Origin of the sequence: Enterococcus sp. UD-01 (assembly GCF_044909655.1) — a bacterium.
Lineage (GTDB): Bacteria > Bacillota > Bacilli > Lactobacillales > Enterococcaceae > Enterococcus_L.
Map to the genome: position 1 here is coordinate 24,422 of NZ_JBIYEU010000014.1, position 15,022 is coordinate 39,443.

General features: G+C 38.1%; 12 protein-coding genes. 3 read left to right on the plus strand and 9 right to left on the minus strand.

The annotated features are described in order from the left end of the window. Window positions 1-24 precede the first annotated feature (24 nt). From polA to ABH902_RS11635, 6 genes are all read right to left on the minus strand, one after another. Window positions 25-2,670: a DNA polymerase I gene (polA, locus tag ABH902_RS11610; protein WP_404590897.1), complete on the minus strand. Its 2,646-nt coding sequence runs from the start codon at window positions 2,668-2,670 to the stop codon at window positions 25-27. A gap of 269 nt (window positions 2,671-2,939) precedes the next feature. After that, entirely contained in the window at window positions 2,940-3,851 is a 912-nt protein-coding gene (locus ABH902_RS11615) for an aldo/keto reductase family oxidoreductase (protein WP_404590899.1), read from the minus strand. 60 nt (window positions 3,852-3,911) lie between these two features. Continuing rightward, window positions 3,912-4,751, minus strand: a complete 840-nt coding sequence (locus ABH902_RS11620; protein ID WP_404590901.1) for a hypothetical protein — start codon at window positions 4,749-4,751, stop codon at window positions 3,912-3,914. Window positions 4,752-4,892: 141 nt separating this feature from the next. Continuing rightward, window positions 4,893-5,387, minus strand: coding sequence for a helix-turn-helix domain-containing protein (locus tag ABH902_RS11625; protein WP_404590903.1), 495 nt, complete (start codon window positions 5,385-5,387; stop codon window positions 4,893-4,895). A gap of 111 nt (window positions 5,388-5,498) precedes the next feature. Beyond that, window positions 5,499-7,529 (minus strand): heavy metal translocating P-type ATPase, encoded by a 2,031-nt coding sequence (locus tag ABH902_RS11630; RefSeq protein ID WP_404591022.1) that lies wholly within the window; start codon window positions 7,527-7,529, stop codon window positions 5,499-5,501. A 170-nt stretch (window positions 7,530-7,699) separates the two neighbouring features. After that, window positions 7,700-8,260 (minus strand): hypothetical protein, encoded by a 561-nt coding sequence (locus ABH902_RS11635; RefSeq protein ID WP_404590905.1) that lies wholly within the window; start codon window positions 8,258-8,260, stop codon window positions 7,700-7,702. A 289-nt stretch (window positions 8,261-8,549) separates the two neighbouring features. On the opposite strand from ABH902_RS11635, the gene ABH902_RS11640 reads away from it, so the two are divergent. From ABH902_RS11640 to ABH902_RS11650, 3 genes are all read left to right on the plus strand, one after another. Then, a complete protein-coding gene (locus tag ABH902_RS11640; protein WP_404590907.1) occupies window positions 8,550-9,350 on the plus strand; it encodes a helix-turn-helix domain-containing protein in 801 nt (266 codons plus the stop codon). 194 nt (window positions 9,351-9,544) lie between these two features. After that, window positions 9,545-10,843: a murein hydrolase activator EnvC family protein gene (locus ABH902_RS11645; protein ID WP_404590908.1), complete on the plus strand. Its 1,299-nt coding sequence runs from the start codon at window positions 9,545-9,547 to the stop codon at window positions 10,841-10,843. 128 nt (window positions 10,844-10,971) lie between these two features. After that, a complete protein-coding gene (locus ABH902_RS11650; RefSeq protein ID WP_404590910.1) occupies window positions 10,972-11,409 on the plus strand; it encodes a universal stress protein in 438 nt (145 codons plus the stop codon). A 39-nt stretch (window positions 11,410-11,448) separates the two neighbouring features. Here the strand turns inward: ABH902_RS11650 and ABH902_RS11655 are convergent, their stop codons facing one another. Genes ABH902_RS11655 through ABH902_RS11665 form a run of 3 tightly spaced genes read right to left on the minus strand, consistent with a single transcriptional unit; the run spans window position 11,449 to window position 14,899 of the window. Then, window positions 11,449-12,264, minus strand: coding sequence for a DUF2877 domain-containing protein (locus tag ABH902_RS11655; RefSeq protein ID WP_404590912.1), 816 nt, complete (start codon window positions 12,262-12,264; stop codon window positions 11,449-11,451). A gap of 33 nt (window positions 12,265-12,297) precedes the next feature. Continuing rightward, the gene (locus tag ABH902_RS11660) at window positions 12,298-13,521 is read right to left on the minus strand and encodes an amidohydrolase family protein (protein ID WP_404590914.1); all 1,224 of its coding nucleotides are present in this window, start codon (window positions 13,519-13,521) and stop codon (window positions 12,298-12,300) included. A gap of 19 nt (window positions 13,522-13,540) precedes the next feature. Further along, window positions 13,541-14,899 carry a citrate transporter gene (locus ABH902_RS11665; RefSeq protein WP_404590916.1) on the minus strand — a complete coding sequence of 453 codons (1,359 nt, stop codon included), beginning with the start codon at window positions 14,897-14,899 and terminating at the stop codon, window positions 13,541-13,543. Window positions 14,900-15,022: the final 123 nt, after the last annotated feature.

Here is a 15,022-nt window from a genome sequence, read left to right on the forward strand (position 1 = left end):
TTCAGTCTTTTCCATTTTTGTTATCTATTTTGCTTCATACCAAGTTTCGCCCCAGCTGCTGTCTGTAATCAGCGGTACTTGAAGAGAAACGGCATTTTCCATCACATCTTTCACTAGCTCGTTTAATCGCTCTAATTCAGCTTTTGGTGCTTCAAAAACAAGCTCATCGTGAACTTGCAGCAGCATTGTTGCCTGCAGGTTTTCTTCTTTAAGTCGCTGTGCCATATTAATCATTGCGATTTTTAATATGTCGGCCGCACTCCCTTGAATTGGCGTATTAATGGCGGTACGCTCCGCAAACGAACGCAAATTATAGTTGCGAGAATTAATATCCGGCAGATAGCGACGGCGATGGTAAAGTGTTTCAACATAGCCCTTATCTTTAGCTTCACGAACGATTTCTTCCATGTATTGTTTGACGCCAGGATATTTTTCAAAATACGTATCAATGTATTCCTGTGCTTGCTTTCTCGTGATGCCCAAATTTTGCGATAAGCCGTAATCACTAATTCCGTAAACAATGCCGAAGTTAACTGCCTTAGCCTGACGACGCATGTTCGGCGTAACATCTTCCGGATTTTCAATACCAAAGACCCGCATTGCTGTACTAGAATGGATATCTTGTCCTTCAATGAAGGCTGCTTTTAAATGCTCATCGTTTGAAATATGAGCCAAAACCCGCAGCTCAATTTGCGAATAGTCAGAAGAAAAAATCAGCCACTCTTTTTCTCTCGGTACAAAGGCTTGACGAATTTTCCGACCTTCTTCTAAGCGAATCGGAATATTTTGCAAGTTGGGGTCAATCGAGCTTAGACGACCTGTTTGCGTCAAGGTTTGAACGTAGCGAGTATGAATTTTATCATCAGGCTGAATCACTTTCAGCAAGCCTTCAACATAGGTGGATTGGATTTTAGCAATTTGACGATACACTAAAATATCTTCCACAATCGGCGCTTGCTCCTTTAATTGTTCCAACACATCAACTGCTGTTGAATAACCTGTTTTCGTCTTTTTAATGACTGGCAAGCCCATTTTTTCAAATAAAATAACACCTAGTTGCTTCGGCGAATTTAAATTAAACTCTTCACCGGCCTCCGCATAAATTTTATTTTCAATTTCTTTAAGACGATCGGAAAACTCAATGCGCATTTCTTTCAAGCGGGTCGCATCTACACGAATACCCGTAATTTCCATATCGGCTAAGATCGTTGATAGAGGCAGTTCCATTTTGTAGAACAAATCACTTTGGTTCTTTTCTGCAAGCTCTGCATCTAGTTTTTCAGAAAGAAACTGAATCGCTTTTACTTTACGCGCTAAATGACTGAAAAAGGCTTCTTCATCTTCCGGCAGGCCTTTTTTAGCTCCTTTACCATAAATTGCTTCATCTGATTGAATTTCTGTGTAACCATAATGAGCAGCTACTCCTTCGATGTCCGCATTGTTGTCATTCGTATCCAGCAAATAAGCGGCCAGCAGCACGTCAAAGCTTGTACCTTGCATTTTACCTACATAACGATTTAAAGCGACATAGGTACGTTTGGCATCGTACACGAATTTTTTATACTTATCGGATAATAGCCAGTGAATGAATGCTTCATTTTCAAATAGTGCTAAGCTGCTAGTTGCGTAAATCTTTTTCTTTGTGCCCCAAGCAACGCCCACGATTGGAGAAGTATGATAATTATCTTCCATCATTTCAACATAAAGAGCCATGTCTTCAGTAAACATTTCTTCAGTAAAAGTATCCACTACGTCAAAATGAACATCTTCCATTTCAACAGCTTCTTCTTCGATATCCAGCTTGCTTAGAAATTGTTTAAAGTCCATTTCTTTGTAAAAAGGAACGAGCTTATCCAAGTTCTTGCCTTCATATTTCAAGTCATCAATGTTAACGTCCACTGGAGAATTGGTGTCAATTGTCGCCAAGCGTTTGGACATGAAAGCTTGTTCTTTGTCGTTGATCAGATTTTCTTTCATTTTGCTGGCTTTCAGCTTGTCGATATTTTCATAAATGCCTTCGACAGAACCGTATTCTTTTAATAATTTAATCGCTGTTTTTTCACCGATTTTTGTGACTCCGGGAATATTATCCGAAGCATCCCCCGCCAGGCCTTTCATATCAATAATCTGATTAGGTGTCAGCCCGTCATATTTTTCTGCTACATGCTCAGGTGTATAGGATTCAATATCACTAACGCCTTTGATGGTAATATCCACCTTGATCGAATCGGTCGCTAACTGCGTTAAGTCGCGGTCACCAGAAAGAACGACCACATCAAATTCTTCCTTGGAAACTTTATTGGCAAGTGTACCGATAATATCATCCGCTTCATAATTGTCCAACTCGTAATATTTTACCCCTAAACCAGTCAGCAATTCGCGAATATAAGGCATTTGCTCTTTAAATTCGCCGGGAGTTTTAGAACGGCCTGCTTTGTATTCCGCATAAAATTCTGTACGGAAAGTGGTTTTTCCTGCATCGAACGCCACCAAAACATGGGTGGGATTCTCTTTAGCCATTACATTTTCAAACATATTGTTAAAGGCATAAATTGCATTGGTATGCAGCCCATTTTTATTTTTAAAACGTTCTAAAGAATTGTGTAAAGCAAAAAACGCTCGAAATGCCACACTATTCCCATCGACTAATAATAATTTGTTTTTTGTCATTTTGTTTTCTCCTCATCTTCGGCAAACTGATTTCCTTCTTATTCTAACAAAAATTGAACAACTTTGCAGTAGCTGGGGATTAAAGAAAAATAAAAGACTTCTTCGTGGCAAAAAAAATCCCGCTCTGCACACTCAGAACGGGAAATCTAGAAATTCACACACATGAAATTCTCTACATTACGTATCATACAACTTATGTTTGAAAAAAATGTGAACGAATCGTTTATAAATTGTAAATTATTGTATCAATTGAAAACAGCAAGCATGCATTAAGGTAGAATGTTCCCTGCTGCCCGATAAATTTCGTACCAGTCTTCACGACTAAGAACAATATCCGCGGCCGCCGCAATTTCCTTGATGCGAGTCTTATTCATGGTTCCAGCAATCACTTGCATATTCGCCGGATGTCTTAAGATCCAGGCAGAAGCAAGCCCAGTTTGGGTACAATTATATTTTTCTGCAAATTTATCTAATGCTGCATTTAATTCAGGGAATTTTTCGTTGCCGATAAATACTCCTTCAAAAAAGCCGTACTGATATGGAGACCACGCTTGAATCGTCATTTGATTTAACCGAGAATAATCCAACACACTGCCGTCACGTTCCGCACTGGCTTCATCCGTCATATTAACGTGAATTCCTTGATCAATCATGCCTGTGTGTTTTAAGCCAAATTGAAGCTGATTCGCCATAAGTGGCTGCTTCACAGTCTTTTTCAGTAATTCGATCTGCATAGGTTTTTGGTTGCTTACACCGAAATATTTAACTTTACCTTGTGTTTCAAGCTGATCGAAGGCTGCAGCCACTTCTTCCGGCTCAACTAAGGTATCTGGACGATGTAAAAGCAGGGCATCAACATAATCTAAGCCTAAACGCTGCAGGCTCCCTTCAACGGAAGCAACGATATGTTCCTTGGAAAAGTCAAAAAAGCCCTTTCTTATGCCGCATTTGGTCTGAATAAATAGCTCTTCTCTGTTAATGCCGGTTTCTTTTAATGCTTGGCCAAAAATAGTTTCACATTCGCCGCCACCATAAATATCTGCATGGTCGAAAAAGTTAATGCCGTTTTCGACGGCTGTTTCAATGATTTTTGCTGGATTTTCAGCATTAATTAGGCGCATGCAGCCCAAAATAACCGCTGCTGCCTGTATATCACTGGTACCGAATTGAATTTTTTTCACTGGAAGCCCTCCTAGTATTTATACTACTTAGCTATTTTACCACATAAAAATGAAAGGGCTTCAATAATTTGTCTTACTTAAAAATTCTTCAAGATCCTCAAGCATAGTATTTGGTTCATCTGCTTCAATCAGCAGAATTTTAGTTGCATGCTCTTTGTAGAAAACTGGGTCGATTCTCGTTACTAGTATAATGTCAGAATATATAAACGAACTGATCCTTCTTGCGTATATAACTTCGATGTTATATGTATTTGCAAAAAATCGATAAATTCTTTTGCCAAGCGCTACTTCTTTTTCAAGAGGAAAATCAGTCATTAAGCAAATAAATATTTTTCTTTCACATAAAACGGGAGAAATCAAAGATGAAAGAATAAGAAAATAACGATAAAACAGACTTTTTTCTGAGATTTGCTTATAATCGTTCCTTTCTATCTTTAATTCATATAAACATTTTTCCAACTTCCTTGAAAAATTAGGATATTGCTCTTTCATTTTTAACTGCTTGGGGATTTGCTCGAAGAGAATCTCAATCACAATCTCATGATATAAATGAAATCCTAAAAGAGCTACGACTGTTTCTTTTGAATAATTTATAGAATGCTCCCAAAAAACCTGTTTAAACTTGTTCACTGCAGCCAAAGTTTTTGCATAGCAGCTAGTTTTATTACAATAATGCTCATGAATAAATCCCGACTGTCTATGTAAACTAAAATAAGATAGATATTTTGCTTGAATAATTAGAAAGAGAAAAGCTAATTCATCACGACTAATAGAATTAGTCGGCTTAGATAGGTAAAAAGTTTGATAGAACACAGGAAAATAATAACTTTGACTAAGGTACTCATGCCATTCATTTTTTATTTTAATTACTTTTCCATTTAAAAATCGCCATAATGACACTTGAATCAAACGCCCTAGCGAGCTTTTCTGTAGCTCATTCAAGTGAAGGTGAAAAAAAGAATAGACATGATTCGTTACTTGCTGCAGCAGTTTTTTATCAATCGCTAAAAAAGACGACTTGCTAGAACGATAAACAAACTCCTAGAAATAAAAAATAACCAGCCGCAGCTTTGCTTCATCTCCTATCAATTCGTAGGTGCCTCTCTTTAACTGTATATTGTTCGCCCGCAGCCAATCGTGAATCTTTTTAACTCTCTTTCTTAAGTTTGATTCACTCATTGACAATTGTTCGGCAAGTTGTTTCGTTTGAATCTCTTTTGCTTCAATCGCAGTTTTTAGAAAAATAATTTCCGGTATATTAGAAAGGTAACGTATGCGAAATTGCTCCAAAGATAGGCTCTGTTTACATTCTAAACAAACATGTGCTCTGATTGTATTATTGATAGTTAATTGATCCTTTAGATCAAATTGGTGTACAAGTCGTTGTAACTTTTTGATGTATCTAATAATTGTTTTTGGATTTAGCTGTAAACGGCAGGAAAGCTCCTCTAATGGAATTATCTTATTAGGCGTCATTGATAAGAATAGATTCAATAGCTTTGTTGATTCAAAGTCTAATAATTGCATAAAATCCATTGAATTCCTCCTTTTTCTTTCTGTCAGCTTTCGCATCAAAAAAAGCAATGTTATATAGAACATACGCTCTAAACATTGCTTTTCATTATTTATTTTAAATAAATTTGATTTTTAGTTCTTAATTCTTAGTGTTAACGCGTTAGCCGCAACAATGATTGTACTTAAAGACATCAACACGGCACCTACAGCAGGACTTAAAAGAAAGCCCCAAGGTGCTAAAATCCCAGCAGCAAGTGGAATCGCTAAAATATTGTACCCTGCTCCCCACCATAAATTTTGAATCATTTTTCGGCGGGTTAATTTCGCTAAATCCAAGAAACGTAAAATATCATTGGGATCGCTATCTGTTAGTACAACATCCGCTGAATCAATTGCTACATCAGTTCCCGCTCCTATAGCAATGCCGATTGCTGCTCTTGCTAGACTTGGTGCATCATTAATACCATCGCCCACCATCATTGTCTTTTTACCTTTCGCTTGATAGCTTCGGATAATTTCTTCCTTGTCTTCCGGCAGTAAAGAGCTGTAATATTCTTCAATGCCCAAATACTGAGCGACTGCTTGCGCTGCTGCAGGATTATCACCAGTAAGCATTACTGGAACAATTTTTTCTTGCTTTAGGGATGCGATAAAACGTTTGGCATCCGGCTTAATTGAATCGCCCAATGCTAGAAGCGCTGTCAGTTGATCCGCAACAATTAAATAACTGAGCGTATTTCCTTGCTCTTCATATTTGGTCTTTAAGTGAGCATCAACGTTTAAATGCAGGCGTGCCACTTCTTTTTCATTAACAATTTTTATGGTCCTCCCTTGTACCTTTCCGGAAAGTCCCACTCCAGAAAGGTTTTCAACGGATTCAGCCTGATAAGGAGTAATATTATTTTCCTTTAAATAGTTCATTATGCCAATAGCTAAAGGATGGTTAGCATTATTTTCCAAGGCACCGATTAACTTCAAAACTTCTTCTCGATCAAGACTATCTGTCAGTAATTCCACGCCTGTAACTGAAAACTTGCCTTCAGTTAAGGTACCTGTTTTATCCAGCATGATATACTGCATGTTGTTTACTTGCTCTAAAGCAGTCCGCTTTTTGATAAGCAGACCATTTTTAGCAGCTATTGAAGTTGATCGTGCAATAACTAAAGGAATTGCTAAACCCAAAGCATGTGGACAGGCGATAATAAAAACGGTGACCATTCGTTCGAAGGCTGCGCTGACATCTTTACTAATCATCAGCCAGATCACAAAAGCAAGAAAACCCACCGTTAAGGCCACGTAAAACAACCATTTCGCCACTTTATCCGAAAGTGACTCCAACGCTGATTTTTCGCTTTGCGCTTGTTTTACCATAGTCATTACTTGCGCAAGATAACCGGATTCACCCGTTCCTGTCACCGTGATTTCAATCGTGCCATTGCCATTTACGGCTCCGCCTATAACCTTATCTCTTACAGTCTTAGTCACCGTTTTTGATTCTCCTGTGACCACTGATTCATCTACAGTCGTGCTTCCTTTAATGATAATACCATCCGCCGGAATCTTATCTCCCGGGCGAACAAGTAAATGATCCTTTTCCTGAACCTGCTCCAGCTTAATAACTTGCTCCTTACCGTCCTGATCAATTTTTTTGACTTCATCAGGTAAAAGCTCCGCCATTTTTTGTAGAGCATCACTGGCATTCATGACGGCATTCATTTCCAGCCAATGACCGAGCAACATAATGACAATTAACGTTGCCAGCTCCCAAAAAAAGTCCATTGTATGTTCATGCGGTCTTAGCTGATTCATAATAAACGCATACACACTGTAAAAATAAGAAACAGTAATCCCCATAGCGATTAAGGTCATCATCGCAGGACTTTTTTGCTTTAATTCAGATTTGGCGCCGCTTAAAAACGGCTGACCACCATAGAAAAATAGGATCGTAGCTAGAATCAGAACCACCCACTGAGAACCGGGGAATGTAAATTGAAACGGCAAATCTACTCCCATCATCGGAGATAAAAAAATAATGGGAATCGCTAATACGAGAGAGAACCAGAATTTCTGCTTAAAATTGCCCATATGCATGGAATGATCCATACCTCCGCTCATCTGCTTATGGTCGGGCATATGCTTTTCATGCTCCATATGTTTCTTCATATTATCCATTAAAAAACCTTCTTTCTTTTTTCACTATCATTCGTTAAAAAAAGGATCCAGAAGACCGTCAGCACTTCAATTTAAGCATAGCACAACACAAGTTTTAGTAAAAATAAAGCATCTCGAAAAAAATGACAGTTTTTTTGCGTATATTATTTTGTAGCCCTACTTTAGCGCCAAGTATAACTTTTTAATACCCATAGTGCATAACTACGCTTTTCTTTGATTCTTTTATGTTTTCTATTAAAGGAGTCCCTTATGTAACGCCAAAAGCTCTTTTCTGATTCTGCTTTAATTTCAAGATATATTTTTTTAATTACTTTTCTGTTGGACTGATATTTTTTTCGATTGCCACCGGTAAAATTATAAAAAATATCTAGGCCTACCGATTTTTTGACCAGCGGCGACTGCTGCAGTAATTCCTTTTGTGCTTTTTTCAGCCTTTTTAGCAAGTCTTCAGCAAGCTGCGTTTCGTAATCTTGGTTAATGATCACTTTACACAGACGCTTATACTCAACTTTTACTACGTGATTATAAAGTTTACCAGCAAAGTCTAATCCTTTATACAGAATATTCGCGCTAAAGGACATGTTTACCAGTAGTTTGTATTGATTAACATACGTGTCTTCCAGCTTGGCTTCATTATGGTTAGGTATTTCCCGATTTAATCTTTCTAAAAACTGATGAAGTAGCTGCGTTTTTTGCTCTTCGATTTTTTCAAATTTTCTCATAGCTTTTTCCTTTCTTTTTGAATATTTTTCGGCACACTCAATAGAAATAAAAGTTTCAGAATATGCCAAACCAACCAGACAAACAATCTTTGTTCTAAATTTATTTTAGAACGTAAACATTCATGCAACTTTTTACCAATTGTCTTAACCACTAGTTAAATGAATACAATTCGGTATAAAAATAATAACATTTAGAAAGAAATAACACAATAGCAAAATGTAAAAAAAATAGTACAAATTTTTATTGAATAATGATATAGTAAAATAAAGTTCTTTAGGAGGTTATATTTTGGAAATAGATTTACATGCATCAGGAAAAAGAATCAAGTCTATCCGCACAAAACACAAATACTCAATGGCTCTTTTTGCAAAACTGGTAGGTAATTCTAGTGCCAGTACTGTCAACAATTGGGAAAAAGGCAATAATCTACCCAAGCAGGAGCGTCTGGAAAAACTAGCCATTTTAGGCAACACCACCGTTAATTGGATCAAATATGGAGAATTTGAAGACTATGTGATCGCCCTACTCCGGCAAAATAAACCCAAGGAGCCGCTTTCTACTAAACAGTTACAACAGCTCCTTAAATATCTAACTAAGAAAAGAATCACCTACACTGAGGATTTAAAAATCTTAACCGCAGCGCAAAAATTATTTCCCAATTTATTTGAAAATAGTTATCAACTTAACTACACTCAGCACCAAGATGCTTTAATTGCAGAAGATTTTCCAAGCTACAGTATTGAGAAAAACAACCGCTATCGAAGTGAGTTTTTACCAATGATTGAAGAATTACTAAGCGATTCCAGTAAGAAAGAAATCAATGCCATTGCATTTAAAGAGGTATTTGAGCTGTTGCAGCGCTCGGAAGATTCCACTCATTTTTCATCTATTCCGCAGCTTATTTCACTTATTAAAGCGATAGTAACCAATGATGTTTCGTACAAGCTTCATTTTGAAGAAGCAGCTGATCAATATACATTATCGAGCCAACAGCGGCTCTCTAAAGATAAGGCAGCTAAACAGTACTGCCAATTCAAAGAAAAATTAATTGATCTGTTGGACACTTTTTATGAAGAGTACCAAACATAAAAGTAATGATAAAAATTTCGTATATTACAATTTAATGATAGCTTTATTGCAGGATTTTAAATTTTGTTATCCTCCGTTAATTCTGCTCATTTCATCAGATTATTTTCTTATAATTATGGTATACTGTGACTTGTACATTTGTTTTTTTCTAAAGACATTGATGTCTTTTATCAATGATAAAGCGGGGAATTTACTTGAAGAAAAAATTATTAGTCACTCTTTCTTTTATATTACTGGTCCAAGCGGCACCGGTGACTGTTAAAGCGGAAGATTTTGATCAGAAAATAGAAAGTCAAACCAAAAAGATTGAAGAGATTGTCAAAAATGAAAATGATGCCAAAGCCTATTTAGCAGAATTAGAAGAGCAAATTAGTACTATCGAAACAGAATATCAAAGCGTTCTTACTGAAAAGCAAACACAAGAAAGAAAGATGAACCAATTAAACCTTGATATTGCTAATTTGAAAACAAAAATTGAAAAAAGAAATGATCAGTTAAATGCACAAGCTCGTGTCACTCAAACGAATCAAGAGCAAGAATCTATGCTGAGTGTGCTACTAAGTGCAGAGTCTTTATCTGATGCCATCTCAAAAGCACTGGCAGTAAACACCATCATGACTGCCAATAATGACATTTTAACTGCTCAAAAAGAAGACCAAGAAAAGTTAGAATCGTTAAAAACAAACTTAGCCAAAACGATTCGTTCACTTGAGAAAAAAACAGCGGAGCTTGAAGAAAAAGAGACAGCTTTAGCAGAAGCAAAACTTGAACAAAACGTCAAGATTAACGAAATTGCAGCAACTCTCGCTACTGAGAAAGCTGAAAAAGAAAAATACGTTCAACAAAAAGAGGCCGCCATTAAGAAAAAAGAAGCACAATTAAAAGCAATTGCTGAAGAAAAAGCTAAAGAAGCACAGGCTCAAGCAAAAGCTGAAAAACAAGCTGCCGAACAAGCGAAAAAGACAGCTCAAGCACCTGAGAGCAACACAAGTACGTCTAGCAGCAACTCAACAGATAATACAAGCTCAACAACTACCAATACTCCAGAAGAACCTGCTGCAGCCCCTACTCCCGTGCCTACCCCGGCTGCTTCTTCCGGTGGTTGGTCAACACCTGTTGCTAGTCTCATTGTCACCAGCGGATTTGGCGGACGTGCTGACCCGACAGGCATTTCGGGTACATTCCATGATGGTATTGATTTCGGTGGGGCCAGCGGTACACCGATTATGGCCGCTCGATCTGGTGAAGTAGTTTCCGCAAATTATGGCGGTATGGCTGGGAATCACGTAGTAATCAAGCATGATAATGGCTATTATTCTTATTATTTGCATATGAGCAGTTTGAGTGTGTCTGCCGGTCAAAGCGTGAGTGCTGGTCAAACACTTGGCGGCATGGGAACGACGGGCAACTCTACTGGAGTTCATTTGCACTTTAGCATTTCAACTGGCTTATGGAGCGGCTTTGTTGATCCAGCACCATTTTTAGGCTTATAATACACAAAAAGAAGAAATCCAGCCGGATTTCTTTTTTTTGTGAAATACATATGCACAGCAATTCTTTTACCGATATTGAACAACATGGTATACTTTAAGTGAAAAGAGAAAGAAAGGTGCTGATCAAAATGCTAAATAATTACAAAAGTATCTTAGTCGCCGTTGATGGGTCAAAAAACGCTGAATTAGCGTTAAAGCACGGTGTTGCTATTGCAAAAGAAAAGAATGCAACTTTGTACCTGTTGTCGGTTGTTGACGAAAATGCAATCAGCCATAGCTCTTATGCCTTCACAAAAGTACTAGCCGAAGAAAAAGAAGCTCTTGAAAAAGAATTATTGAAGAATATTTACTATGCAACCGAAGAAGGCTTGAATGATGTTAAACCAATCGTAGAAATTGGAAATCCTAAAGAAATGATTGCGACGATTGTTCCTGAAAATCAAGCCATTGATTTAATCATTGTTGGCGCAACCGGAAAAGGAAAAATTCAATCTTCGCAGCTAGGAACCACAACAAGCTACGTTGTCCAGTCTGCACCTTGCAATGTATTAGTCGTTAAGGAATAATACCAAACAAAAAGCTGCGACCTTTGAGGTCGCAGCTTTTTAGTTATTTCTCACAGCCAAAGCACCTAACAATATGCCAAAGCACATATCTTTTCCGGATGTATGCCCCACCTGTGATAGATGAACAACACTTTTTTGAAACTCTTCCAGAGAGCCACCTTTTTTCAACAGCTCCCATAAAGCAAAAATAACCGAACTTACAAAACCATCTAGCAAGGCATAAAAATAATTCTCGCTGATGCTTGTTGTTGCTGTAATATTTTCCTGTAAATGAGCTGCAAGGAATCGCGCTTGCGGATGCTGATAGGTTTTCAGCATAAAAAGATACCCTAAGAGAATGTCATCTCCACTTGGCGTTAACCCTTTTCCGCGTCCAACTAGATAAGTCACTAGTTCAGACCAATCCTTCACTTGATTTTCTTGCAATTGTTGAAAATAGCTTCGACTTACTTCATTCAATTCAATACCAATTTTAGCTTCTAACTGCTGATCGCTTAGAACCTGAATAATCTTTTTAAGCACATTAGGCTGTATAGGAACTGCCGAAAATTCTAAGTCTTTAACATGAATCGGAGCAAGATCCACCTCTTCCATTCCTCTGCTGCCAGAAAGAATCAACCGACTATTCATAATAGTTACGGAATTGCCTTGTTGACAATATGGCTGCATTTTTTGGAACTTCTCCTGTGAAATCTGAACACCAAAACTCGAAAGAAATTCAGCAGCCGTATTAAAATTAATCAACCGGTTATTGACTATAATATTAAATGAATTGGCAAAGGTACTATGAATTTTTCCATTCTTTCCAAACCGGTCTAGTCGAGAAAGATAGGAGCTTATAAGCGTTTCTACCATTACATGCTCCTCCTTACAAACAGTCTATTGCCATTATTTAACAATTGTTACCTTTTTGTCAACTTTAACCGTGATTTTTCCGTTTTTAATCACATAAGAACGCTCAGGAAAATCAATTAAAGCGGTCGCCACAGCCTTTGTATCCAATAATACCAAATCAGCTTTTTTACCAACAGCCAAGCCATAATCTTTTAAACCTAGCGCTTTTGCCGGATTTTCTGTAATCATCGGTAAAACCGTTGGTAAATCATCCGCACCGCCAAGATGACCTACTGGAACAGTCAACATGGCAATTTGGATCAAGTCGCCGTTTCCATAAGGAGTAAAGCCGTTCCGAATATTATTTGTTCCCAGAGAAACATTCACACCTGCATCACGCAGTTTGCGAATTGGAGTGACTGCTCGGCGCACATTATACTTGTCATTACGCGCACCTAAATGTAAATCTGTTGCTGGCAATGGCATGACGTTAATTTTCGCTTGCACCATCAAATCTATAACTTTTTGTAAGCGTTCCGGCTCCATGGCATGCAATGCAGTCAAGTGACCAACGGAAACACGCCCTTCATAGCCTTCCTTGATCGTTTTTTCGCATAGGTATTCAATCGAGGTATTATCCGCTTCATCCGCAAAATCCTGATGCAGATCAATGTCTTTATCGTATTTTTTAGCAATTTCAAAAATCAAATCAATATGTTCATTCGCCGGTGCATCGTTATAAGGGATTCCCCCTACAACATCAGCCCCCATTTCCATCGCTTCATACATCATTGCTTCTGTTCCAGGTGCTTTGAAAATTCCTTCCTGCGGAAAAGCCACCACTTGCATATCAATTAACTCTTTGTATTCCTCTTTTAATTTCATAATGGTATTAAAACCGGTAAAGCCTTGCGCCGGATCAAATTCTGCATGCGTTCTTACTGCTGTCGCTCCATGGCTAATAATCATTTCCAACGCCTTTTTTGCTCGTTCGTAAATATCTTCTTCTGTAAAGGTTGGTTTTAATTTAGCCGTAACCTGAATTGCTTCCTGCAGCGTACCTGATTTATTTGGTTCTCGATCCGCGATTAACGCTTTATCCAAATGAATATGGCTTTCGACTAGGCCAGGAATCAAGACACGTCCATTTGCCTCAATCACTTCCTGCGCTTCACCAGAAATTTGTGGCGCGATTTCAATGATTTTGCCATTTTCAATAGCAACGTCCTGCAAGGGTTCGCCATCTTTAATGCGAGCCTGTTTAATTAATAAATCCATTTTTCCCACTCCTTTTCATTTATCCAAAAATAAAGCCAATGACCAATAGAATAACAGAAGCTAGACTAAGCCACTTCACATTGCCTTTTACAACATCCAAAATTGGAATTTGGAAACCGGAAGATAAGGCCTGCATTGTAATATTTACAAAGCTCATTTGACTGCCTAGACCTACACCTACTGTCACAAAACCTAAAGCTAATGGTGGAAATCCCAATGATACAGCGACAGGCAGTACTAACGTTAACACCGAGCCGACATAAGCCCCCGCCGGTACTCCAATCAAAATCCCGGTCAAAATAGCTACTGGAACCACCACAAACTCTGGTGCATTTTGCGCAACACCCGCTATTACAGCAAAGGTTCCTGTTTCAGCAATAACATTAATAAATGCTAAGAAAATCCCTACTTGAAACAGGCGTGTTAAAATATAAGTCGAACCATCCACCATAGCTTCCACTGATTCGTTCATTGAAAAATCGGTACAGATAAAAACCAAAGCTAAGGTTAAAACCATATAAACTAGCGGTGTAAAGAGTGCAAAACCAATCAGCTCATTGATCAGCGGTCCAAAAATAACGGCAAACAGCAAGAAAATAGCCGGTAAAGTTATTTTGAATAATTCACCGTTACTCTTTTGATCAAATACGTCATCTTTAGATTCCTTAAAGCCGATATTCCGATGCTTCGTTCCCCAAAAAGCTAAAACAATCGCCAGAATTACGAATAATAACCAGTAGGGGCGCATTTGTGAAACGTAAGACGCAACACTTACATCGCCTAATTTTGAAACAATACTTGATTCTAAAGAAGCAGGTGATGTCGTAAATGAAACTGCTGCTGCTAAAGACATCGCCGCAATTAACTCAGGTACCACGCCTACTGCAGCAAAAGCTAACGGTGCAATAACCATAGCGCTCCCACCGCCAATACCGGACATATAGGTGGCCGCTGCCAATAAAATAACAATAAATGCTGAAACATACTCGACTTTCCCTTTAGTTCCACGTTTAGCAAGGGTTAAAGCTGCGGAATAACTTCCTGCTTTAAAAACTGCCATAGCCACTGCGGAGTTAATAATCGGAACTGTAATACTCAACATTGCAGGAATACTTTCCAACAGCTGTTTGTTCGCTTCGGCTAAGCTGACACCGCCAATCAGCATTGCTAAAATCCCTGCTATTAGCCCTGCAATAATCATATCTACTTTTTTAAATAACAAGACCAAAACTAACACTAATGGTACTAAAACTAAGAGTGCCTTAATGCCTGTTGGTGCAACTACCTTATCAATTTCTTCGGCATATGCGGTAATGCCTGATAATCCACCAATCAAAATTGAAAGCAATAAAAATGATACTTTCTTCCTAGTTCCCATAATTTAACCCCTCATCCATTTTTTATTAAATGCGTTGACTCCTTTCATCAGAATCTGCTCATCCATCCTTTTAAAGCACTCCATGCCGGTATCAAAGACTGCCGAAAAAGTTTAAAAGCAGGC